Source organism: Streptomyces sp. NPDC046349 (genome assembly GCF_055587885.1).
Map to the genome: position 1 here is coordinate 193,145 of NZ_JBVJFK010000002.1, position 22,563 is coordinate 215,707.

Genomic DNA, 22,563 nt, shown 5'->3' on the forward strand with positions numbered 1-22,563 from the left:
GCCGCCGCGGGCCACGGGCGGCGGGGGGCGGTTACATAACCCCCTTCCGGGCCAGGCGGGCGTACCAGTGGGCGCTGGAGCGCGGCGTGCGGATCTGGGTGTCGTTGTCGACGTGCACGATGCCGAAGCGCTTGCTGTATCCGTAGGACCACTCGAAGTTGTCCAGCAGCGACCAGAGGAAGTAGCCCCCCACCGGGGCGCCGTCCGCCAGCGCGCGGTGGACGGCGGTGAGGTGGGCCTCGAGATAGGCGATGCGCTGCGGGTCGTCCAGGTCCGGGGCGTAGGCCGCACCGTTCTCGGTGACCAGCAGAGGCAGGCCGGGTGCCTCGCGGGCGAAGCGCATCAGCAGGTCGTACAGGCCGCTCGGGTCGATCGACCAGCCCATGTCGGTCTGTTCGCCCGGGGGCTGGTGGAAGGCCACCGTGTCCGCGGCGGGCCAGGGGGAGTGGGACGCGGCGCCGTGGCCGTCGGCGCGCGGGCCGTTCCCGTCCGGCGCGGCGGACACCACCGCCGGCGTGTAGTAGTTCACTCCGAGGAAGTCCAGCGGCTGGCGGATCAGCGCTTCGTCGCCGGTGCGCACGAACGACCAGTCCGTGAGGGCGGCGGTGTCGGCGAGGAGGTCCTGCGGGTAGGCGCCGTGCAGCAGCGGTCCGGTGAAGATCCGGTTGGCCAGTGCGTCGATACGGCGGGCGGCGTCCAGGTCGGCCGCCGAGCCGGTCAGCGGCCGCACCGCGCTGGGGTTGAGCGCGATACCGACCCGGGTGCGGGCCGGCAGGGCCGCCGCGGCCAGGCCGTGGGCCAGGTTGAGATGGTGAGCGGCGCGCAGCGAGTCGGCGGGGGAGGTGCGGCCGGGGGCGTGCACCCCCGAGGCGTAGCCGAGGAAGGCGCTGCACCAGGGCTCGTTGAGGGTGGTCCAGAGCTCCACACGGTCGGCGAGCACGTCCGCGACCTGCTCCGCGTACTGGGCGAAGGCGTAGGCGGTCTCCCGCTCGGGCCAGCCGCCGGCGTCCTCCAGCTCCTGCGGGAGGTCCCAGTGGTAGAGGGTCACGCAGGGTTGGATGCCGTGGGAGAGCAGCTCGTCGACGAGCTGGTCGTAGAAGCCGATCCCGCCGGCGAGGACGCGCGGCCAGGACACCGAGAACCGGTAGGAGCCCAGCCCCAGTTCGGCCATGAGCGCGACGTCCTCGCGCCACAGCCGGTGGTGGTCGGCCGCGACGTCGCCGGTGTGGCCGTCGTACACCTTGCCCGGGGTGCGGCAGAAGGTGTCCCAGATGGAGGGTCCGCGCAGTGCGGCCGCGCCCTCGATCTGGAAGGCCGCCGTGGCCGTGCCCCACAGGAACCCGTCGGGGAAGCGGAGCTCCCCGCCCGGATCCGTCGCCTTCGACGGGCGAGTCGTGTGCGTCGGGGTGTCAGTCATCCCTTTACCGCTCCCTGCATGATGCCGCCGACGATCTGGCGGCCGAAGACGAGGAACACCAGCAGCAGCGGGAGCGTGCCCAGCAGCGCACCCGCCATGATCACGGACTGGTCGGGGATGTACCCCCGGCCCAGACCGGTCAGGGCCACCTGGACCGTCGGGCTGCCGTTCTGGGTCAGCGCGACGATCGGCCAGAAGAAGTCGTTCCAGGACATGACGAAGGTCAGCATCCCCAGCACCGCCATCGCCGGCCGGGCCGCCGGGAAGACCACGTGCCACATCACCCGCAGGGAGCTGGCCCCGTCCGTGCGGGCCGCCTCCACCAGTTCCGTGGGCAGCGCGTGCACCAGGAACTGCCGCATGAAGAACACGCCGAAGGCGCACACCAGGGACGGCAGGACAACCGCCTGGAGCCGGTCGGTCCACGACAGCTTCGCAATCAGCATGTACAGCGGCACCACGCTCAGCTGCGGCGGGATCAGCATCGTGCCGACCACCATCGCCATCAGCATCCGGCGACCGCGGAAACGCAGTTTGGCGAAGGCGAAGCCCGCCAGGGTGGAGAAGAGGACCGTCCCGACGGTGACGGTGCCCGCCACGATCACCGTGTTCAGCAGGGCCGTGCCCATGTTGGCGTCGGTCCAGGCGATCTGCAGGTTCCGTCCCAGGTTCCCGCCGAACCAGAACGGCGGCGGGGTCTGCGCGAGGCGCGTGTTGGTGCGGGAGGCCGCGATCGCCGTCCACACCAGCGGGAAGAGCGAACCGGCGGTGAAGAGGCCGAGCACCACATAGGTGAGCCGGCCCGCGCGCAGCGATCTCATCGCGAGTCCCCCCGTCCGCGCAGCAGCCGCGCCGCCCCGGCGATCAGCAGCAGGATCAGGAACATCGCCCAGGCGATCGCCGAGGCCCGCCCCAGGTGCAGGTTCACCCAGCCCTGCTCGTACAGGTACAGCCCGAGCGTCTGGAACTGGTGGTCCGAGCCGCCCGTCGCGCCCGCCCCGCCGTTGAACAGCAGCGGTTCCCCGAACAGCTGGGTCGCCCCGATCGTCGACACCACGCAGGTGAAGAGGATCGTCGGACGCAGCGAGGGCACGGTGACGTGCAGGAACTGCTGCCAGCGAGAGGCCCCGTCCAGCGCGGCCGACTCGTACAGCTCGCCCGGCACGGCCTGCATGGCCGCCAGGTAGATCAGCGCGTTGTAGCCGGTCCACCGCCAGATCACGATGGTGGAGACCGCCAACTGCGAGGCGAAGGTGCCGTTCTGCCAGTCCACCGCCCCGAAACCGACCGCCGAGAGGGCCCAGTTGATCATCCCGTAGTCGCGGCCGAAGAGCAGTACGAAGACAAGCGTGGCCGCCGCCACCGAGGTCGCATACGGGGTGAGCACGGCGACCCGGAAGAACGCGGAGCCACGCAGCCGGTAGTTGAGCAGATGGGCCACGCCCAGCGCGATCGCCAGCTGCGGCACCGTGGAGAGCAGCCCGATGGTGACCGTGTTGCGCAGGGCGTTCCAAAAGAACTCGTCGTCCCACAGCCGGGTGAAGTTCCGCAGGCCCACCCACGTCATGCTGTCGGGGTCGGTCAGCTCCACCTGGTGCAGCGCCGCCCAGCCCGTGTAGAGCAGCGGGAACAGCCCGAAGGCGGCGAAGAACAGGAAGAAGGGCGCCACGAAGGCGTACGGGCTCCAGCGCAGGTCCCAGCGATAGCGGCGCGAGCGCCACACCTGGCCCGGCCGGCCCCGGCCGCCCCCCTCCGCCGCCGCCCGCTCCGGGGCGGCGGCGGAGGGGGACAGGACAGCCGTCTCGTCCGTCACCGGCGCCTCACTGGTCCAGGGCGTTGTCGATGGCCTTCACAGCGGCTTCCCAGCCCTCCTGCGGGCTGCGGCCCTTCTGGTCGACCTGGAGCATCCCGATGTCCGCCAGGTTCTGGGCGATCACCAGGTCCTTCGGGCCGACCACCGTCACCGGCACTCCCTGGGCCGCCTTCGAGAAGATCTCACCGATCGGCGCGCCGCCGAAGTACTCGTGCTTCGCCCCCGACACCGCCGGCAGCTTGTACGCGGCGCTCGCGCTCGGGAAGCTGCCCCGCTTCTCGAAGAGCTTCGCCTGCTGCTCGGGGGCCGTCAGCCAGGCCGCCAGCTTCGCCGCCGCCTCGGCGTTCTTGCCCGCCTTGGGGACCACCAGGAAGGAACCGCCCCAGTTGCTGGGCTTCGGCGCCTGCGCCACGTCCCACTTGTCCTTGCCCGACGGACCGGCCTTGTCCTGGATGTAGCCGAGCATCCAGGCCGGGCAGGAGACCGTCGCGAAGGCGCCGTTGGCGAAGCCCTGGTCCCAGCCCGGTGTGAACTGCTGCAGCTTGGCGCTGAGCCCCTCGGTGGCGAAGGACGCCGCCAGGTCGAAGGCCCCGCGCACCGCCGGGTTGGTCTTGTAGACGACCTTGCCCTGCTCGTCGTAGTACCGCTGGGCGCTGCTGCCCGTCACCGCGGCCATGACCCCCGACGCCGAGTCCACGAAGGCCTTGCCGTCGCCGGCCTTCGCCTTGTACGCCTTCCCCGCCTCGAGATACTTGTTCCAGTCGCCCGCCCACAGCGCGCCGACCGCCTCCCGGTCCGAGGGCAGCCCGGCCGCCTCGAACAGGTCCTTGCGGTAGCAGATGCCCTGCGGGCCTATGTCGGTGCCGAGGCCGACCGTGGCCCCGCCCTTCGCCGCCGGCGCCGTTCCCTGCGCCCACTTCCACGGCAGGTAGGCGGCCTTGTCCACGCCTGAGACCTTGCCCAGGTCCACCAGCTTGTCGGCCTGGGTCGCGGTGATCTCCGCGATGTTGTTGACCTCGACGGCCTGGATGTCGGCGAGCCCGCTGCCCGTCCCCAGGTGCGTGAGGAGCTGGGGGTAGTAGTTCTCGTTGCGCTCGATGGAGGTCTGCTCGATGCGGATCCCCGGGTTCTGCGCCATGTACTCGTCGTAGAGCCCGGCCTCCTGGAGGCCGAAGGCCCCGAAGACGCCCACGGTCAGGGTGGTCTGCCCCTTCCCGCCGGCGGAGGGGCCCGACTTCGGCTCCGACTCGGGGTCCTGTGCGCACCCCCCGAGCAGCAGCGCGGCGGCGCCCATCGTGGCGACCGCCGTGGCGAGGGTTCTTCGGGCTCGTGCTCGAACCGGGGATTGGGCTCGCATGGGTTCCTCCCTGAAGGGTGGGGCGACAGCGTGGGGGTGTCGTGTGACACAGTGTGGGAGCGCTCCCACAGTAGTCAAGGGGTAGATTCACAACCGGGAGGAAGCCATGAACGGGAACGGGCGCAGCGGGGGACGGCCGACCCTGGAAGAGGTCGCGGTACGCGCCGGTGTCGGGCGCGGCACCGTGTCCCGGGTGATCAACGGGTCGTCCAAGGTCAGCGAGCAGACCAAGGCCGCCGTCGAGGCGGCCGTGACCGAGCTGGGGTACGTGCCGAACCGCGCGGCCCGCGCCCTCGCGGCCAACCGCAACGACGCCATCGCCCTCGTGATCCCCGAGCCCGAGGCCAGGTTCTTCGCCGAGCCGTACTTCTCCGAAGTGGTCCGGGGGGTCGGCGCCGCCCTCGCCGAGACCGACATCCAGCTCGTCCTCACCCTGGCCGGCAGCGACCGCGAGCGCCGCCGCCTCGCGCAGTACCTGTCCGGGCACCGCGTCGACGGCGTGCTGCTGGTCTCCGTCCACGCGGGCGACCCGCTCCCGGAGCTGCTGGCCGAACTCGGCATCCCGACGGTGATCAGCGGTCGGCGCTCCGCGGCCGAGACGCTGCCCTGCGTGGACTCCGACAACCTGGCAGGCGCCGCAGAAGCGGTGCGCCACCTGCTCGACCGGGGCCGCCGTACGATCGCGACGATCACCGGCCCGCTGGACGTGTACGGAGCCCACTGCCGGCTCGACGGCTACCGGCAGGCCCTCGCCGCCGCCGGACGCCCCGTCGACGAGCGGCTGGTCGCGGTCGCCGACTTCACCGAGGAGGGCGGTCGACGGGCCATGCGCGAGCTGCTCGAGCGCAGCCCCTCGCTCGACGCCGTCTTCGCCTCCTCCGACGTCATGGCGGCGGGCGCCCGGCGGGAGCTGCGTGGGGCCGGCCGCACGATCCCGCACGACGTGGCACTGGTCGGCTTCGACGACTCGGTGGTCGCCCGGCACATGGACCCGCCGCTGACCAGCGTCCGGCAGCCCATCGAGGAGATGGGCCGGACCATGGCGATGATGCTGCTGGAGCGGGTCTCGGGACGGCGGGGGAGCGCCGGGGCAGAGGACGGGCCGGCGGTCGTCCTGCCGAACAGACTGGTGGTCCGGGAGTCGTCCTGATCGCTTCGGAGCTCCGGATCAGAGGGAGGACGTACGGGGACATGCAGAAGGCCCCGGTCCGCTTCCGCGTACCGGGGCCTTCCCGCAGGGTGAGTGACGGGACTTGAACCCGCGGCCACCTGGACCACAACCAGGTGCTCTACCAACTGAGCTACACCCACCATGTCCGGTCGGAAACCGACCGGCCGAAGAAAAGGGTACAGGGTCCGGGAGGGTGCTCGCTCCACCGTTTTCCCGCGCCCCTCTCCGGAGGGATCGGGCAGGGGTGCTACGCGCCCGGCGCGGCGTGCTTGGCCGCGATGCTGCGGGCCGTGTCCGAGTCGGGCCCGGGCTGCGGCACGAACACCGCCTCGCGGTAGTAGCGCAGCTCGGTGATGGAGTCCTTGATGTCCGCCAGCGCCCGGTGGTTGCCGTTCTTCGGGGGGCTGTTGAAGTACGCCCGCGGGTACCAGCGGCGCGCCAGCTCCTTGACCGAGGACACGTCCACGATCCGGTAGTGCAGGTAGCTCTCCAGCGCGGCCATGTCGCGCAGCAGGAAGCCGCGGTCGGTGCCGACCGAGTTCCCGCAGAGCGGCGCCTTGCGCGGCTCCTTCACGTGCTCCCGCACGTACGCCAGGACCTGCGCCTCGGCGTCCGCGAGGGTGGTCCCGCCGGCCAGCTCGTCGAGCAGTCCGGAGGCGGTGTGCATCTCGCGGACCACGTCGGGCATGGTCTCCAGGGCGCGGTCCGGCGGGCGGATCACGATGTCCACGCCCTCGCCGAGCACGTTGAGCTCCGAGTCGGTGACCAGCGCGGCCACCTCGATAAGTGCGTCGTCCGTCAACGAGAGCCCGGTCATCTCGCAGTCGATCCACACCATGCGATCGTTCATGTGTCCCACCTTATGCGGTCCCCTGCGGAGCGGACCGCATATGCCGAAGGTCCTCCGTCGGCGGTGACCGATGGAGGACCTTCGCTGTCGTACCCGTTGTGGGGGTTACGCGTGTTCCCGCAGGACCCGGTTCGGCGCGTACAGCTCCGTGACCGTGGGGCCCGCGGCGGCCAGGGCCGCCGCCGCCCGGTGGGGCTGCGGAGTGCGCTGGTGCGGCACCGGTCCCGTCGGGATCTCCGCCACCTGCGCGACGTCGGCCTGCGGCCGGCGTGCCCGGTAGGCGGAGCGGTACGCCGCCGGGGAGGACCCCAGCTGCCGCCGGAAGTGACCGCGCAGGGCGACCGGCGAACGGAACCCGCAGCGTCCGGCGACCTCGTCGACCGAGTAGTCGGAGGTCTCCAGCAGCCGCTGGGCCTGCAGCACCCGCTGCGTGATCAGCCACTGGAGCGGAGCGCTGCCGGTGAGCGAGCGGAACCGCCGGTCGAAGGTGCGCCGGCTCATGTAGGCGCGGGCGGCCAGCGTCTCCACGTCGAACTGCTCGTGGAGGTGTTCCAGCGCCCAGGCGACGACCTCGGCCAGCGGGTCGGCGCCGATCTCCTCCGGCAGCGACCGGTCGAGGTAGCGCTCCTGGCCGCCCGTGCGGCGCGGCGGCACGACGAGCCTGCGGGCCAGGGCCCCGGCCGCCTCGCTGCCGTGGTCGGTGCGCACGATGTGCAGGCAGAGGTCGATTCCGGCCGCCGTGCCCGCGGACGTGAGCACATCGCCGTCGTCGACGAACAGTTCGCGCGGATCGACGTGGACGGACGGGTAGCGCTTGGCCAGCGTCGGCGCGTACATCCAGTGCGTCGTCGCGGGCCGGCCGTCCAGCAGACCGGCGGCCGCGAGCACGAAGGCCCCGGTGCACAGTCCGACGATCCGGGCCCCTTCCTCGTGCGCCAGACGCAGTGCGTCGAGCGCCTCCGGAGGCGGCGGTGAAGTGATGGAGCGCCAGGCGGGAACGACGACCGTGCCTGCCCGGGCGATCGCCTCCAACCCGTACGGCGCGGTCAGTTCGAGTCCGCCGGTGGTCCTGAGCGGACCGTCCTCACCGGCGCACACGAGCAGTCGGTAGCGTGGAACTCCCGCGTCCTGCCGGTCAATGCCGAACACGGATAGTGGAATGGAGCTCTCGAAGATCGGTCCGCCGCTGAAGAGCAGCACCGCGACAATCTCCCTGCGGCGACGCCCCGCGAGCTTCCTGCCGGCGTCTGCGACGACGGCGGTGGAATCCTGGCTCATGGCGCTAAGCCCCCCTTGGGTGTCGCGACTCCTTGGTCTGGTCGCACCTGCACGTTTCCCCTCGGCCTTGCACGTGGATCCCCCGCCGTAAATACATGATCGAATCTACTGCGTCCCGTGGTGTCGGCGTGACAAGTTCAGCACGCAGCGCTATGTCGACTTCTCAACTTGGCGAAAAGCATTCGATCAGGAAGGGTTCCACTCCGCTACCCGGGTGGGAAGCGTGCATCGCGGCTGTGGCTAGTACCAGTAGGGCCAAAACGCCCCCCGGCGAATGTCGTCGCTGGTGGTGGGCGGGTCGGGGGGACATTCCGGCAAGGGGGGCAACCTGCCGGGAAGTTGGCTGAAAATGGGCGGGTGTGGGTGTGCGAATGAGTCAGTCGTGCGGGGGCGTGGACTCGGAGGCGCCACAGCCCCGGCGGCCCGCGGGGCCGCCGCGCGAGTGCCGGCGGCGGTGCGCCGACGGGATCCGCTCCTCCGCCCCGACCCGGGCCGCGGTCCGCTCCGACTGCCGCAGCAGGACCAGGCAGGCGGCCGTGACGACGAACAGGCCGAGCGTGGCGACTGCCGCCCCGCCGAGGGAGGTTCCGTAGACGACGAGGACCACCGGGACGAGCAGGCAGCTGAAGGCGGCCCAGCGCACGACGTCACCCGCGGGGTCGTCGTGGGGGCGCCCGGAGGGCTGAACGGACGGGTGGAGAGGCTGACGGGGAGGGGCGTTGAAATGCCGGCTCGGCTCGGGGGAGTGGACGGACCGGGTCGGCTGAGCTGGCTGGACGGGGTGAACCGGATGGCCGGGCACGGCGTACTCCCTGCGGGCTCTTCCTGAACTGTCGGACGCATGTCCAACGCCGCCCGGCGGGGCTCGGTCACTGCGCGCACGGGTGGCAACTCCCCGACTCGTCACTGGCTGTAGGGGACAGCGGACATTGCCAAGGGGCGTTCACTCCGGCATCCTCCCAGGGGCGCTCTCCAAGTGCGGCAAGCCCTGTGCAGGACAGGAGTGTCGCCGTACCCTGGTGGGTATGGGCTCGGGAAGATGCTTCCCGGACAGAGCTCCGTCACAATGCGTCGCCGATATCGCCCCTGTTGCTTCCTCCAAGGACCTCTTCGCCGAGACACCCATGGCCGGTCACGAATTCTCCGAACCCGCGGACCGCAAGCGCAAACGGCTTGCCGACCCCGCGTCGGCCGCCGAGCCGCGCGCGGTGGAACAGACACGCTCGTCCTGCGACCCGGCCTTCCGGCACGGCGTCGTTGTGGGATTCGACGGATCGACGTCCAGTGAGCGCGCGCTCGCGTACGCGATCGGTATGGCCCGCCGCTCCGGATCGGGGCTGATCATCGTCCATGTCGCCAACCGGCTGCCCACCACCGTGTGGGCCGGCTGCGAGCCGCCGGTCTTCGTGGACGTGCCGGACCATCGCACCGAGGTGCTGGGTCTGGAGCTGGCCTGCGCCGACTACCTTGCCGAAGTGCCGTGGATCCTGGTCGAGCGCGGCGGTGACATCTGCCACGAGCTGGAGGAGGTCGGCCGGGAGTATTCGGCCGACGCCATCGTGGTGGGCTCCACGCACGGGATCGTGGGCCGGATCTTCGGCTCGGTGGCCGGTCGGCTCGCCAAGCGCGCGCAGCGACCGGTTGTTGTCATTCCGTGACCGGGTGTTAAGCCGATTGTGCGGTTGTGCCCTCGTGTAAAGGGTAGATAAATGCTGCTGGGACGCAGCAAACAACTGCAGATCGAAGGGAGCCCGCCGTGGACAATGGTGTCTCTGCGGGAAGCACGGCCTCGACTTCGACCCTCGGGAACATCGCCCTGGGTCTCACCCTTCTCGCATTCGGTATCGGCCACACCGGCGTGATCGACGGCGTGTCCGCTGCCGGCTCCGTGTCGCTCGCGATGTACGTCGGCGGCGCCGCACTCTTCCTCCTGGGTCTCCTGGAGTACCGCGGCGGCAACGGATTCAACGGCACCGCGTTCGCGGGGCTCGGCATCTTCTGGTTCACGTGGGCCAAGGGCGCGGGCGGTTCGGCCTCCGAAGAGGCCGCCGGAACGTTTCTTGTCCTCTTCGCGATGCTCGCGCTGACCCTCACGGTCGCCGCCGCGAGCGGTCTGTTCAGTCAGGGCGTCTACGCCCTGCTGACCCTCTCCCTCCTCCTGCTCGCCGTGGCCTCGTTCGTGGACAACGGCGCCCTGGCCAAGGCGGGCGGCTGGGTCGCCGCCGTCTGCGGACTGCTGGCCTGGTACGGGGCCACCGCGGCCCTGGCGCACTGGCCGATGGCGTTCGGCAGGGCCGGGCGCAGCGGTGCGGTGGCCGCGGGCTGAGCGCGACGTACGAGAGCCCCCGTGCGCAGCTTCGGCGCACGGGGGCTCTCGCATGTCCGTCGGTGACAGCCCGGGGCTGCTACTCGACGGTGACCGACTTCGCCAGGTTGCGCGGCTTGTCGATGTCCCGGCCCATGGCCAGGGCCGTGTGGTACGCCAGCAGCTGGAGCGGGATGCCCATGAGGATCGGGTCCAGCTCGTCCTCGTTCTTCGGGACCACGATGGTGTGGTCCGCCTTCTCCTGCTCGCGGTGGGCGACCGCGAGGATCCGGCCGCTGCGGGCCTTGATCTCCTCCAGCGCCGCGCGGTTCTTCTCCAGCAGGTCGTCGTCCGGGACGATCGCGACCGTCGGCAGCGAGGGCTCGATCAGGGCGAGCGGGCCGTGCTTGAGCTCGGAGGCCGGGTAGGCCTCGGCGTGGATGTAGGAGATCTCCTTCAGCTTGAGGGAGGCCTCCAGTGCCACCGGGTAGCCGCGGACCCGGCCGATGAACATCATCGACTTGGCCTCGGCGAACTCGGCCGCGAGCTTCTTGATGTCCTCTTCGCCGTCGAGGATCTCCTGGATCTGCGCGGGCAGCTTGCGCAGGCCCTCGATGATCCGCTTGCCGTCGGTGACCGACAGGTCCCGGATGCGGCCCAGGTGCACGGCGAGCAGCGCGAAGGCCACGACCGTGTTGGTGAAGCACTTGGTGGAGACGACGCAGACCTCGGGGCCGGCGTGCACGTAGACGCCGCCGTCGGCCTCGCGGGCGATCGCGGAGCCGACCACGTTGACGACGCCCAGGACGCGGGCGCCCTTGCGCTTGAGCTCCTGCACCGCCGCGAGCACGTCGTAGGTCTCACCCGACTGGGAGACCGCGATGTAGAGGGTGTCGGGGTCCACGACGGGGTTGCGGTAGCGGAACTCGGACGCCGGCTCGGCGTCCGCGGGGATGCGGGCCATGCCCTCGATGAGGCCGGCGCCGATCAGGCCCGCGTGGTACGAGGTGCCGCAGCCCAGGATCTTGACCCGGCGGATGCCGCGCGCCTCGCGCGGGTCCAGGTTCAGGCCGCCCAGGTGGACCGTGTTGAAGCGGTCGTCGATCCGGCCGCGCAGCACGCGGTCGACCGCGTCGGGCTGCTCGGAGATCTCCTTGTGCATGTAGGTGTCGTGACCGCCCATGTCGTAGGAGGCGGCCTCCCACTCCACGGTCTCCGGGGTGGCGTTCGTCGTCGTGCCGCTCGTGGTGTACGTGCGGAAGTCGTCGGCCTTGAGGGTGGCCATCTCGCCGTCGTTCAGGGTGACGACCTGGCGGGTGTGGGCGATCAGCGCGGCGACGTCGGAGGCGACGAGCATCTCCTTCTCGCCGATGCCGAGGATGACCGGCGAGCCGTTGCGGGCGACGACGATGCGGTCGGTGAAGTCGGCGTGCATCACGGCGATGCCGTACGTGCCCTCGATCGCCTTGAGGGCCTCGCGGACCTTCTCCTCCAGGCTGTCGGCCTGGGAGCGGGCGATCAGGTGGGTGATGACCTCGGTGTCGGTCTCGGAGGCGAAGACGACGCCCTCGGCCTCCAGCTTGGCGCGGAGCTCGGCGGCGTTGTCGACGATGCCGTTGTGGACGACGGCGACCTTGTTCTCCGGGTCCAGGTGCGGGTGCGAGTTGAGGTCGCTCGGGGCGCCGTGCGTGGCCCAGCGGGTGTGGGCGATGCCGGTCGTGCCGGCGAAACGCTTCGGGACCCGGGCCTCCAGGTCGCGGACGCGGCCCTTGGCCTTGACCATCTTGAGCGCGCCGGCCTTCGGGCTGTTCACGACGATGCCCGCGGAGTCGTATCCGCGGTACTCCAGCCGTGCCAGGCCCTCCAGCAGCAGCGGTGCCACGTCACGCTTTCCGATGTAACCGACGATTCCGCACATACGGTCCTGCCCCTCCTGAAGTTCGGTTCGTGTGCCCGTCACCCGCCCGCGGCCGCTCCGGCGGCGGCCGGTCAGCCGTAGACGATGCGGCGCAGCTGCCGGAGCGAGAGCTCCGCAGGCGCCACGGCGCGATGCGGCAGCTCGGCCGCGATCCGCTCGAAGATCTCCGCGTTCACGGCTCCGCCGGCCTGCAGTTCGCGGTGGCGGCGGCGCACGAAGTCCTCCGTCGTCTCGTCGAAGTAGGCGAGCACGTCGAGGACCACCCGGGCCGCTTCGCCCCGCTGCAGCGAGGTGCTGCGCACCAGGTGTTCGACGAGATCGTCATAGGACGGGCGGCGGTCGAGCACCCGTAGATACTGACGTCTCGAGCCGCTCAACGCAAAGATCCTGCCCGATTCCGGGCAGGATCCTCCTGGTCTGGACCAGCGGAATGGATGCATCCGGTCAGAATCTGCGCAAAACGGACTGCTTTGCCGCGGCGAACTCGTCGGCGGTGAGGACTCCCGTCTGGTGCAGCTCTCCCAGCTCCCGCAATCGCCGCAGCAGGGCGTCGTGGTCCTCCGCGTCGTCGGCGGCCGGCGCGGGGAGCTCCTTCGGCGGGGCGTCCTCGACGGCCCGATCCTGCGGCGGCGCGGCCGGGTGGGGCAGCCGCAGCGCCACCGCCGCGGCGACCAGCGCCATCAGCGGGTCCTTCTTGAAGCCGAACAGCTCCACCGTGTACGGGTCGTACTTGGGCGCGGCAGGCTGCGCGGCACCGGTCAGGCTGAAGCGGAGCCAGCCGTTCTCCAACCCCTTCGCCGGGGCCCACTCCACGGTCCGCAGATCGGCGACCCGGAATTCGCGCGGCCCGCCGGACCGCTTGGCCTCCTCGGTCGTCCAGTTCCACTCCAGCGCGACCCGGTCGCCGTCGAAGGTGACGGTCCCGTCGCCCGCGCCCACCGCCAACGGCACGGCGGGGCCGGGCAGCAGGTACGTCTGCGAAGGACCCGGATCCACCTGCTCCAGCAGCAGAGCGTTGCGCACCGCGTCCACGAAGTACTCCGCGACCCCTGTGCGGTCCGGCTCCACGCTCAGCCGGTAGGGGTCCGAGGCCTCCGGCAGCCGTCCGCCCGTCACCTGCGTCAGAGGGTCGGCCCCCTCGCGCAGCCGCAGCCGCAGCCTCCCCGCCTTGCGGCCCGGCTCGTAACTGATCCCCGCGAGCGCGCGCAACGGCACGACCACCTCGCCCAGGGTCTGCCGCAGCAGCCCCACCCCCTTGTCGCGCCCCGGCACGATGCGCACCGAGTCGCCGTCGAACGTCCAGGTTCCGTCCTTCTGGATGATTTCCGCCATTCGGCGATTCTCCCATCGTGCACGGCAGGCCAGTTGGCCTATACCTGGGCACATGAGAGTCCTGCGACGCGCGCTCGGCACCCTCCTCGTCCTCGGTGCCGTCTCCTGCACGGCCGCCCACGGCGACGACGCGAGCGCCGGTGACGACCCGCCCGCGGCCCTCGCCCCCTTCGAACGGCTCCTGCCGGCGCCCGTCTCCGCGCGGGCCTCGGGCCCCGGCTACGCCTTCGGGCCCGGCACGGTCGTACGTACGGGGCCTGGCGCGGGAGAGGAGGTCCGCCGGGTCGGCGAGCTCCTCGCGGAGCAGCTGCGCGGCCCGAGCGGCCTGCCGCTGCCGGTGGTCGAGGGGGCCCGGGGGGACGGGATCCGGCTCAGGATCGCCGCGGAGGCCGAGGTGGTCGGGGAGGAGGGCTACCGGCTGACGTCCGGCCCGCGCGGGGTCGACCTCGTCGCGCGGACCCCGGCCGGACTCTTCCGCGCGGGCCAGACCCTGCGCCAGCTGGTGCCCGTGGCCGGGCCCGGGACGGTACCGGGCGGCACGGTCACCGACCGGCCGCGCTTCGCCTACCGGGGGGCCATGGTCGACATCGCGCGGCACTTCTTCACCGTGGAACAGGTGAAGCGGTACGTGGACCAGCTCGCCCAGTACAAGATCAACACCCTCCACGTGCACCTCACCGACGACCAGGGGTGGCGCCTGGCGATCGACTCCTGGCCTCGGCTGGCGCAGTACGGGGGTGCCGGCGAGGTCGGCGGCGGGCCGGGCGGCCACTGGACGAAGGAGGAGTACCGCGAGCTGGTGGCCTACGCGGGCGAGCGGTACGTGGACGTGGTCCCCGAGATCGACATGCCGGGGCACACCCACGCGGCGCTCGCCTCCTACGCCGAGCTGAACTGCGACGGGAAGGCGCCGCCCCGGTACACCGGGATCAAGGTCGGCTTCAGCTCGCTGTGCGTGGCGAAGGAGCGGACGTACGAGTTCGTCGACGAGGTGCTCGGCGAACTGGCGGAGCTGACGCCCGGCCGCTACCTGCACATCGGAGGCGACGAGGCGCACGCGACGCCGGCGGCGGACTACGCGGCCTTCATGGACCGGGCGCAGGAGGTGGTGGGCCGCCACGGCAAGACGGTGGTGGCCTGGCACCAGCTGGCGTCGGCGCGGCCGGCGGCGGGCGCGGTCCTGCAGTACTGGGGCCACGACAAGACCTCGGCCGCGGACCGGTCGGCCGTGGCGTCGGCGGCGAAGGCCGGGCACCCGCTGATCCTTTCGCCGGCGGACCGGGTGTACCTGGACATGAAGTACGCGGCGGAGACGAAGCCGGGGCTGTCCTGGGCGGGCCATGTCCCGGTGGCGCGGTCGTACTCCTGGAACCCGGGGGCCTACCTGGCCGGGGTGCCGGAGTCCGCGGTGCTCGGGGTGGAGGCCCCGCTGTGGACGGAGAACGTCGCCACGCGGGCCGAATGGGAGCTGATGGCGTTCCCGAGGGTGCTGGGCCTGGCGGAGCTGGGCTGGTCACCGGCCGCCGCCCTCGACTGGACCGCGTACAGCCGCCGCCTCGCTGCACAGGAACCCCGCCTGGACGCCCAGGACATCGGCTTCTTCCGGGCCCCGGATGTTCCGTGGGCGCGGTGAACGCGATGCCGTCGCCGGGACACGGCGAAGGCGTGACCGCGAAGAGGGCCTTCTGACTTCGCGGTCACGCCGTCACACGGTCGGTGCGGGGGAGGCGCCGAGGGACCGTATCGGCACCTCCCCCGCCCCGTGTCTCACCGCCGGGCGAAGGCCGCGACGGGGTTCTTGAGGTTGCCGACCAGCTGGAGCGCCGCGGACGGGTCGGAGAGGTCGACCATCTGCTTGTTGTTGCGCAGCTGGAGGCGGTTGAGGCAGGACAGCTGGAACTCCTCCGCGAAGAAGTCGTAGCGCTCGAACTTCTCCGTGAGGGCCGGCATCGACTCCTGGTAGTCGTGGGCGCAGTCGGCCACGGCCTGCCAGAAGGTCTCCTCGGTGCAGATGCCCTCCGTGACGAGGATGGAGGACAGGAAGCGGAAGAAGCAGTCGAAGACGTCGGTGAAGATCGACAGCAGCTTCATGTCCTCCGGGACGTCCGCCCGGATCCGCTCGACCGCGGGCGGCAGCACCGCGTCCGCGTCCATGATGACGATCTCCTCGGCGATGTCCTTGAAGATCGCACGCTGAACGACGCCGTCCTTGATGACCAGGATGGTGTTCTCGCCGTGCGGCATGTACGCGAGGTCGTACTGGTAGAAGCAGTGCACCAGCGGCAGCAGGTAGGCGCGCAGGTAGGGCTTCAGCCACTCGGCCGGGGTGAGGCCGGACTCCTCGATCAGGGCGCCGACGAACGACTTGCCCTCGGCGTCCACGTGGAGGAGCGAGGCCATGGTGGCCAGGCGCTCGCCGTCCCGGAGGGAGTTCACCGGGGACTCGCGCCACAGGGCGGCCAGCATCTTGCGGTACGGCGAGTAGCGGTCGGTGGCGCGCTCGTACTGCAGGTGCCGGTAGCCGATCGCCGCGCGCTCGCGGATGATCGAGAAGTCGACGGACTTCAGGACCTCGTCGGACTCGATCAGCTGGTGCAGCCAGTCGTTGATGGCGGGGGTGGCCTCCATGTAGGCGGCCGACAGGCCCCGCATGAAGCCCATGTTCAGGACGGAGATGGCCGTCTTGACGTAGTGCTTGGTCGGGGTGGTGGTGTTGAAGAACGTACGGATCGACTGCTGCGGGAGGTAGGCGTCCTCGCCCTCGCCGAGCAGGACCAGCCGGCGGTTGGCGATCTCGGCGGCGAAGGTGATCGTGGTCTTGTTCCACCACTGCCAGGGGTGGACCGGGAAGAGCAGGTAGTCCGCCGGGTCCAGGTCCAGGGTGCGCAGTTTCGCCGCGAACAGGTCGACCGCGGCGTCGCCCAGCTCGGCGCGCATGAAGCTGTCGTGCTCCAGGCCGGCGCCCGCCGTGAAGGTGGCGACGTCCTTGTGCGCGGCGGCCCAGATCAGGTGCACCGGGTTCGCGGCCTCGGGGGCGTACGCGTGGTACTCGTGCACGCCGAAGCCGAGCCGGCCGTTGTTGGCGACGAAGCAGGGGTGGCCCTCGGTCATGCCGGTCTCGATGTCCTGGAAGGAGGACTTGGCCAGCACGCCGGCGGGGATCTGCGGCTTGGTGTACTTGAAGGCCGAGCCCGCCAGGGTGGAGGAGATCTCCTCCAGGTAGACCGGCAGGACCTCCGCGCTCAGCCCCAGGGTCTGCTGGAACTCGATGTGGAAGTCGAGGGCGTCCAGCGGCAGCGACTGCCCGTCCCGCAGCCGGGTGATGGCGGCCTCGTCCACCGACCAGTGGTCCAGGACCTGGCGGGTGGCTTCGAAGCGGTACTCCACCGCGCCGTCGTCGGAGACGACCGAGTAGCGGTCGCCGCCGAGGGACACGGGGGTCAGCAGGCGCTCGTGCGCGAACTCGGCGAGGGCCTTGCGGACCAGGGCGCGGTTGGCGCGGGCCCACAGCTCGGGGGAGAGGTGGGAGACGGCGTCGGTGAGGCTCATATCGACACCCCCTGGACGATGCCGGTGGCGGCCTCGAACTGCGCGCGGGTGCAGAAGCTCAGCAGCGCTTCCTTCTCCGGCTTGGTGACCTGGCGCTCCGGCACGAAGCCGACGACCGCGTTCAGGGCGTGCACGGCGGTGTTGGCGACGTCCGGCTCGACGACGACGCGCACAGTGGCCGGGTCGGCGAAGATCGCGGCCATGACGGTCGTGATGACCGCGCGGGTGAAGCCGTGCAGCGGCCGGTCGCTGGGCGCGACGAGGAAGTGCATGCCGACGTCGCCCGGCTGGGCGTCGTACAGGCCGACCAGTTCCAGCTCGCTCGGGTCGTAGGTCTCCATCAGGAAGGCCGGGCGGCCCTCGTGCAGGCCGATGTAGGCCTGGTGGTGCTCGTGCGCCGTGATGCGCATGTACTCGCGCTCGACGTCGGGCAGCGAGGCGTCCTGCATCATCCAGAACGAGGCCTTGGGGTGCGTGACCCAGCCGTGGAGCAGCTCCGCGTCCGCGAAGGGGTCCAGCGGGCGGATCGCGAAGTCCCCGAGGACGGAGTCGGTCCGGGAGTAGAGGGTGTCGGTGGTGCTCATGCGTGGGTGCCTTCCGGGGCGGCGAACTGCTGGAACGCGATGGACTTCTCGACCTTGTAGTACTCGCGGCCGAGCAGCTCACCGACGATGTACGCGTTGCGGTACGCGGCCATGCCCAGGTCGGGGGAGGTCAGGGAGTGGTTGTGGGTGGTGCCGTTCTGGAGGTACACCTCGCGTCCCGCGGTGTCGACGCTGTAGTTGCGGGCGGCGTCCAGGCGCCCGCGGCCGTCGAAGTTGAGGCGGTCGCGCACCGGGTTCAGGAAGTCGGGCGTCCGGTACTTGTAGCCGGTGGCCAGGACCAGGCCCTCGGTGCGGAGGGAGAAGTCCCGCTCCTGCTCCTCCTGGCGCAGCCCCAGGGTGTAGGTGCCCGTGGTGGTGTCGTACGCCGCGCCGTTCAGCGAGGTGTTCGTCAGCAGGGTCGTGGGCACCGCGCCCGGCATGGTGATCTTCTTCTGGTAGAGCAGGTCGAAGATGGCGTTGATCAGGTCGCCGTCGATGCCCTTGAAGAGGTTCTTCTGCTGGGTCTCCAGCCGGTAGCGGGTGTCCTCCGGGAGGGCGTGGAAGTAGTCCACGTACTCGGGGGAGGTCATCTCCAGCGTCAGCTTGGTGTACTCCAGCGGGAAGAAGCGCGGGGAGCGCGTGACCCAGTTGAGCTGGTAGCCGTACACGTCGATCTCGGCGAGGAGGTCGTAGTAGATCTCCGCGGCGCTCTGGCCGGAGCCGACCAGCGTGATGGACTTCTTCTTCTGCAGCTCCGCCTTGTTCGGCATGTAGGCGGCGTTGTGCAGGAAGTCGCCGCCGAGGCCGGCGCAGGCCTCCGGGACGTACGGCGTGGTGCCGGTGCCCAGGACCAGGCGGCGGGCGCGGTGGGTCTCGCCCTTGTCGGTGCGGACCTCGTAGAGGCCGGCGGCCTCGTCGTAGGCGACCTCGGTGACGGACGTCGAGTACAGGACGTTGTCGAGGCGGTCGGCGGCCCAGCGGCAGTAGTCGTTGTACTCGGCGCGCAGCGGGTAGAAGTTCTCCCGGATGTAGAAGGAGTACAGCCGGTCCTGGTCCTTCAGGTAGTTCAGGAACGAGAACGGCGACGTCGGGTCGGCCAGGGTGACCAGGTCCGACATGAAGGGCGTCTGCAGGTGCGCGCCGTCCAGGAACATCCCCGCGTGCCACTCGAAGTGCGGCTTCGACTCGATGAACAGGCCGCTCAGCTCGGCGATCGGCGCGGTCAGGCAGGCCAGACCCAGGTTGAAGGGACCGAGGCCGATGCCGATGAAGTCGTGGGGCTCAGTGGTGGACGGCAAGGGATTCTCCCAGGAACTGCTCGGCGTGTGCGGCGAGGAGGTCGAGGACGGCAGCGATGTCGGCCGTCGTGGTCTGCGGGTTGAGGAGGGTGAACTTCAGGTACTGCTTCCCGTCCACCTTGGTGCCGGCGACGACGGCCTCGCCGGAGGCGAAGAGCGCCTTGCGGGCGTGGAGCTGGGCCTCGTCGAGGAGTTCCGCCGGAACGTCGTCGCCGGGCAGGAAGCGGAAGACGAGGGTGGAGATCTGCGGCTCGACGACGACCTCGAAGCGCGGGTCCGCCGCGATGATGCCGTAGCCGGCGGCGGCCAGGTCGATGACCTCGTCGAAGAGGGAGCCGACGCCGTCCGCGCCCATGATGCGCAGCGTCATCCAGAGCTTGAGGGCGTCGAAGCGGCGCGTGGTCTGGATGGACTTGTCGACCTGGTTCGGGATCCGCTCCTCTGCCATGCGCCGCGGGTTGAGGTAGTCCGCGTGGTAGGTGGCGTGCTTGAGGGTGTCGCGGTCGCGGACCAGCATCGCGCTGGAGCTCACCGGCTGGAAGAACGACTTGTGGTAGTCGACCGTGACCGAGTCGGCGTGCTCGATGCCCTCGAGGAGGTGCCGGCGGGTGGGGGAGACCAGCAGCCCGCAGCCGTAGGCGGCGTCCACGTGCATCCACGCGGAGTGCTCGGCGGTCAGGCGGGCGATCTCGGGGAGCGGGTCGATGGACCCGAAGTCCGTGGTGCCGGCGGTGGCGACGACGGCCATGGGGAAGAGGCCCTCGGCGGCGCAGTTCTCCAGTTCCAGCGCGAGCACGGAGGTGTCCATCCGCCGGTTGCGGTCCACGGGGACGGAGATGACGGCCTCGTAGCCCAGGCCGAGCATGGCGGCCGACTTCTGCACGCTGAAGTGGCTGGCCTCGGAGGTGAAGATGCGCAGCTTCGGCAGGAGTTCGGCCTTGGTCAGGCCGATCCCGGCGTCCATGGCGCGCTTCATGACGGTGCGGCAGGCCTCGTCGCGGGCCAGCAGCAGGGCGTGGAAGTTGGACTGGCTGCCACCGGAGGTGAAGATGCCGTCCGCCTTCTCCCCGAGGCCGATGCGGCGCGTGGTCCAGTCGATGAGGCGGCGCTCGATGAGCGTGCCGCCGATGGACTGGTCCCAGGTGTCGAGGGAGGAGTTGACGGCGGCCATGACGGCCTCGCCGACCACCGCGGGGATGACGACCGGGCAGTTGAGGTGGCCCAGGTAGCGCGGGTGGTGGAAGTAGACGGCGTCGCGGAGGTAGACGTCCTCCAGCTCGGCGAGCGCTGCGGAGGAGTCGCCGAGCGGGGTGTCGAGGTCGATCCCGTCGATGACCGGAGCGAGTTCGTCGACGGATATGCCCGTGTGGGGCCGTTCGGTGGTGGCGAGCTTGGCGGCGACGCGGTCGACGCCCTCGGTGACAGAACGGCGGTAGATATCCGCGGTCGTCTCGTTCAGCAGATGCTGGCGCATCAACTTTCCTCCGGGCAGGGGGGAGAAGGGGAGGGTGGGGTGGGTGGTGTTTAGGTTAGCCTAACCTAAACGGAATGGCCAAATGAGGATGGGCCCCGGTTTCGACCAGGGCCCATCTCGAACTGCCGTGGAGCCAGGCGGAGCTGACCGGGAGACACCCCTACAGCTCGGAGGCCGGGTCCTCGCTGGGGGCCTTGCCCGCGTACGCCTCCGCGAGGAGCTGCTCCTCGCTCGCGCCGAGCCGCCAGTAGCCGGTGAAGCGCACCGAGCGGCGGTCGACGGATCGTTCCTGCACGAAGTGGCGGCGCACCGCGCGAACGGTGCCGGCCTCGCCGGCCAGCCACACGTACGGGGCTTCGGCGTCCGACGGCTGCGCCGAGCGGAGCGCGTCCAGCACCCGTCCGGTCCGCTCCCGGCCGTCGCCCTCGCGCACGATCCACGTGATGTCCACGTCGGCGGGCGTGTCGAGTTCGAGCCGGTCGTCCTCGTGCGGGACCTCGAACCAGGCCCGGACCCGGGTGCCCGGCGGCAGCCGGTCCAGGATCCCGGCCGCGGCCGGCAGGGCGGTCTCGTCCGCGTACATCCAGACGGCGTCCGCGTCGTCCGGGGCCTGGAAGCGCACGGACTTGTTCTCGGCGACGGCCGGGCCGATCGCCAGGATCCGGCGCCCGGCGGCCGCCCGCCCGGCCCAGCGGGAAGCGGGGGAGGCGTCCCCGTGCAGGACGAAGTCGATGTCGACCTCGACGGCGCCCTCCTCGTCGCGGCGCTGCTCGCGCACGGTGTAGGAGCGCATCACCGGCCGCTCCTCGTCCGGCATGCCGCGCCAGGCGGCGAACCAGGTGTCCTCGTCCGTGGACGGGAGCACGGTGTGCTCCTGGTCGGACGGGGGAAGGAAGAGCGACAGGCTCTGGTCGAAGCCGCCCGAACGGAAGTCCGCCAGGGACTCGCCGCCGAACGTGACCCGCAGGAACGAGTGGCCGAGGCGGCGCGTGCGGAGCACTTCGAGCGTGAAGAAGCGGAAGTGCGCCACGGCCGGGGCGTCGGACGCGGTGACGGTCATGCGGATGTCCCCCTGGAATTCGGTACGGCCTGAGACATGCCCAGGGCGTGCCCGCGTGGACACGCCCTGGAGGCGGGGCGCCCGGGGTCACCGGGCGCCGCGCGTGGGTCAGGCGACCTTCTTGGCGTTCTGGACGGCCTTCGCGAGGTCCTCGAGGATCTGCGCGCACTTGTCGTACGAGAAGATCGGCTCGGTGGTGCGCGGGGCGACCTGGCCGGCCTTCACGGCGGGCATCTCGGCCCAGGTGGCCTTGGCCTTCAGCTCCTCCGGCTGCAGGGTGCCGGTGCGGTTGTCGAGGAGCACGAGGTCGGCCTTGTACTTGCCGGCGTTCTCCCAGCTCAGGCTCTCGAAGAAGCCGCCCTCGTCGAGCTTCTCCGGGGTGATGAACTCGACGCCCAGGGACTTGAAGTACTTCAGGTCCGCAGAGGTGTCCGGGGTGGAGGCGTAGAACAGGTCGGCGGAGCCGGAGCCGACCAGGACCTTGATGCCCGGGTTGGCCTTGGTGGCCTCGCGGACCTTGGCGGCCGCGGCCTCGAAGCGGGCCTTGCCGTCGACGGCGGCCTTGGCGTTCATGTCGGCACCCAGCGCCTTGGCGAGGTCCGCCGTGCGCTCCAGGGCCTTGTCCATCGAGACGTTGCCGCCGACGCCGATCGCGGCGGCCGGGGCCAGCTTCAGGATCTTGTCCTTGGAGGCCTCGGGCACGTACCAGTACGAGCCGTCCCAGGTGTTGGTGACGAGCAGGTCGGGCTGGAGGGCGGCGTACTTCTCGACGTTGAACTCGTCGTAGACGTTGCCGAGGATCTCGACCTTGGAGATGTCCATCGAGCCGGCCTGGACGTCGGGCTTGCCGTCGGCGGTCTTCGTCGGGCCGAAGACGCCCTTGACCGAGACGCCGTAGTCGTACAGCGCGGCGGCGGTGCCGGTGAAGGCCACGATGTTCTTCGGCGTGGACTTGGTGCTGACGTCCTTGCCGAGGTCGTCCTTGAAGGTCCAGGGACCGGAGGACGCGGCGGCGGTGCTGCCCTTGTCACCGTCACCCTTCGCCGTGTCGGTGCCGCCGCACGCGGCGAGCGTGGCGACGAGACCGAGGGCGCCGCCCGCGGCGATGAAGCCGCGACGGGTGAAGGAGATGTTGCGGGACTTGGGCATAATCGATG

Annotated in this window: 20 protein-coding genes and 1 tRNA gene; 4 read left to right on the forward strand and 17 right to left on the reverse strand. The window is 70.6% G+C overall.

Features of this window, described 5'->3' with window-relative positions; genetic code table 11:
* Positions 1–31 precede the first annotated feature (31 nt).
* From ACZ6JS_RS04580 to ACZ6JS_RS04595, 4 genes are read right to left on the reverse strand one after another with little or no spacing between them, the layout of a single operon-like run.
* Positions 32–1,417 carry a GH1 family beta-glucosidase gene (locus ACZ6JS_RS04580; RefSeq protein WP_469295738.1) on the reverse strand — a complete coding sequence of 462 codons (1,386 nt, stop codon included), beginning with the start codon at positions 1,415–1,417 and terminating at the stop codon, positions 32–34.
* Entirely contained in the window at positions 1,414–2,238 is an 825-nt protein-coding gene (locus ACZ6JS_RS04585; RefSeq protein ID WP_381787837.1) for a carbohydrate ABC transporter permease, read from the reverse strand. Before ACZ6JS_RS04585 ends, ACZ6JS_RS04580 begins: the two co-directional genes overlap by 4 nt.
* Positions 2,235–3,230, reverse strand: a complete 996-nt coding sequence (locus ACZ6JS_RS04590) for a carbohydrate ABC transporter permease (protein ID WP_400959104.1) — start codon at positions 3,228–3,230, stop codon at positions 2,235–2,237. Before ACZ6JS_RS04590 ends, ACZ6JS_RS04585 begins: the two co-directional genes overlap by 4 nt.
* A 7-nt stretch (positions 3,231–3,237) precedes the next feature.
* The gene (locus ACZ6JS_RS04595) at positions 3,238–4,587 is read right to left on the reverse strand and encodes an ABC transporter substrate-binding protein (protein WP_469295739.1); all 1,350 of its coding nucleotides are present in this window, start codon (positions 4,585–4,587) and stop codon (positions 3,238–3,240) included.
* Positions 4,588–4,693: 106 nt separating this feature from the next.
* Here ACZ6JS_RS04595 and ACZ6JS_RS04600 point away from each other — a divergent pair, with 106 nt between their 5' ends.
* Positions 4,694–5,737: a LacI family DNA-binding transcriptional regulator gene (locus tag ACZ6JS_RS04600; RefSeq protein WP_469295740.1), complete on the forward strand. Its 1,044-nt coding sequence runs from the start codon at positions 4,694–4,696 to the stop codon at positions 5,735–5,737.
* An 88-nt stretch (positions 5,738–5,825) separates the two neighbouring features.
* Here ACZ6JS_RS04600 and ACZ6JS_RS04605 read toward each other — a convergent pair.
* The 4 genes from ACZ6JS_RS04605 to ACZ6JS_RS04620 all read right to left on the reverse strand — a co-directional run bounded on the left by ACZ6JS_RS04605 (position 5,826) and on the right by ACZ6JS_RS04620 (position 8,529).
* Positions 5,826–5,898 (reverse strand) — tRNA-His (locus tag ACZ6JS_RS04605).
* 107 nt (positions 5,899–6,005) lie between these two features.
* Positions 6,006–6,608 (reverse strand): oligoribonuclease, encoded by a 603-nt coding sequence (gene orn, locus ACZ6JS_RS04610; RefSeq protein WP_469295741.1) that lies wholly within the window; start codon positions 6,606–6,608, stop codon positions 6,006–6,008.
* A gap of 105 nt (positions 6,609–6,713) precedes the next feature.
* Positions 6,714–7,886 carry a helix-turn-helix domain-containing protein gene (locus ACZ6JS_RS04615; protein ID WP_469295743.1) on the reverse strand — a complete coding sequence of 391 codons (1,173 nt, stop codon included), beginning with the start codon at positions 7,884–7,886 and terminating at the stop codon, positions 6,714–6,716.
* A gap of 376 nt (positions 7,887–8,262) precedes the next feature.
* Entirely contained in the window at positions 8,263–8,529 is a 267-nt protein-coding gene (locus ACZ6JS_RS04620) for a hypothetical protein (RefSeq protein ID WP_469295744.1), read from the reverse strand.
* 481 nt (positions 8,530–9,010) lie between these two features.
* Here ACZ6JS_RS04620 and ACZ6JS_RS04625 point away from each other — a divergent pair, with 481 nt between their 5' ends.
* Together ACZ6JS_RS04625 and ACZ6JS_RS04630 are read left to right on the forward strand one after the other, a co-directional pair.
* Positions 9,011–9,544, forward strand: coding sequence for a universal stress protein (locus ACZ6JS_RS04625; protein WP_469296396.1), 534 nt, complete (start codon positions 9,011–9,013; stop codon positions 9,542–9,544).
* 98 nt (positions 9,545–9,642) lie between these two features.
* The gene (locus tag ACZ6JS_RS04630; protein WP_469295746.1) at positions 9,643–10,212 is read left to right on the forward strand and encodes an acetate uptake transporter; all 570 of its coding nucleotides are present in this window, start codon (positions 9,643–9,645) and stop codon (positions 10,210–10,212) included.
* Between the two features lie 79 nt (positions 10,213–10,291).
* On the opposite strand, the gene glmS is transcribed toward ACZ6JS_RS04630, so the two are convergent.
* The 3 genes from glmS to ACZ6JS_RS04645 all read right to left on the reverse strand — a co-directional run bounded on the left by glmS (position 10,292) and on the right by ACZ6JS_RS04645 (position 13,441).
* Positions 10,292–12,109 (reverse strand): glutamine--fructose-6-phosphate transaminase (isomerizing), encoded by a 1,818-nt coding sequence (gene glmS / locus ACZ6JS_RS04635; protein WP_469295747.1) that lies wholly within the window; start codon positions 12,107–12,109, stop codon positions 10,292–10,294.
* A gap of 71 nt (positions 12,110–12,180) precedes the next feature.
* Positions 12,181–12,456, reverse strand: a complete 276-nt coding sequence (locus tag ACZ6JS_RS04640; RefSeq protein WP_359118032.1) for a hypothetical protein — start codon at positions 12,454–12,456, stop codon at positions 12,181–12,183.
* A gap of 97 nt (positions 12,457–12,553) precedes the next feature.
* On the reverse strand, positions 12,554–13,441 hold the full coding sequence (locus ACZ6JS_RS04645; RefSeq protein ID WP_469295750.1) for a DUF4429 domain-containing protein: 888 nt from the start codon (positions 13,439–13,441) through the stop codon (positions 12,554–12,556).
* Positions 13,442–13,493: 52 nt separating this feature from the next.
* On the opposite strand from ACZ6JS_RS04645, the gene ACZ6JS_RS04650 reads away from it, so the two are divergent.
* Positions 13,494–15,074: a beta-N-acetylhexosaminidase gene (locus ACZ6JS_RS04650; RefSeq protein ID WP_469295751.1), complete on the forward strand. Its 1,581-nt coding sequence runs from the start codon at positions 13,494–13,496 to the stop codon at positions 15,072–15,074.
* A 134-nt stretch (positions 15,075–15,208) separates the two neighbouring features.
* On the opposite strand, the gene ACZ6JS_RS04655 is transcribed toward ACZ6JS_RS04650, so the two are convergent.
* The 6 genes from ACZ6JS_RS04655 to ACZ6JS_RS04680 all read right to left on the reverse strand — a co-directional run bounded on the left by ACZ6JS_RS04655 (position 15,209) and on the right by ACZ6JS_RS04680 (position 22,555).
* The gene (locus ACZ6JS_RS04655) at positions 15,209–16,990 is read right to left on the reverse strand and encodes an IucA/IucC family protein (protein WP_469295752.1); all 1,782 of its coding nucleotides are present in this window, start codon (positions 16,988–16,990) and stop codon (positions 15,209–15,211) included.
* Entirely contained in the window at positions 16,987–17,574 is a 588-nt protein-coding gene (locus tag ACZ6JS_RS04660; protein WP_469295754.1) for a GNAT family N-acetyltransferase, read from the reverse strand. The genes ACZ6JS_RS04655 and ACZ6JS_RS04660 overlap by 4 nt, the downstream gene beginning before the upstream one ends.
* Positions 17,571–18,872, reverse strand: a complete 1,302-nt coding sequence (locus ACZ6JS_RS04665) for a lysine N(6)-hydroxylase/L-ornithine N(5)-oxygenase family protein (protein WP_469295755.1) — start codon at positions 18,870–18,872, stop codon at positions 17,571–17,573. The genes ACZ6JS_RS04660 and ACZ6JS_RS04665 overlap by 4 nt, the downstream gene beginning before the upstream one ends.
* Entirely contained in the window at positions 18,856–20,346 is a 1,491-nt protein-coding gene (locus ACZ6JS_RS04670) for a pyridoxal phosphate-dependent decarboxylase family protein (protein ID WP_469295757.1), read from the reverse strand. Before ACZ6JS_RS04670 ends, ACZ6JS_RS04665 begins: the two co-directional genes overlap by 17 nt.
* A 160-nt stretch (positions 20,347–20,506) precedes the next feature.
* The gene (locus tag ACZ6JS_RS04675; protein WP_469295758.1) at positions 20,507–21,406 is read right to left on the reverse strand and encodes a siderophore-interacting protein; all 900 of its coding nucleotides are present in this window, start codon (positions 21,404–21,406) and stop codon (positions 20,507–20,509) included.
* A gap of 108 nt (positions 21,407–21,514) precedes the next feature.
* Positions 21,515–22,555 carry an ABC transporter substrate-binding protein gene (locus tag ACZ6JS_RS04680; RefSeq protein WP_469295759.1) on the reverse strand — a complete coding sequence of 347 codons (1,041 nt, stop codon included), beginning with the start codon at positions 22,553–22,555 and terminating at the stop codon, positions 21,515–21,517.
* Positions 22,556–22,563 lie beyond the last annotated feature (8 nt).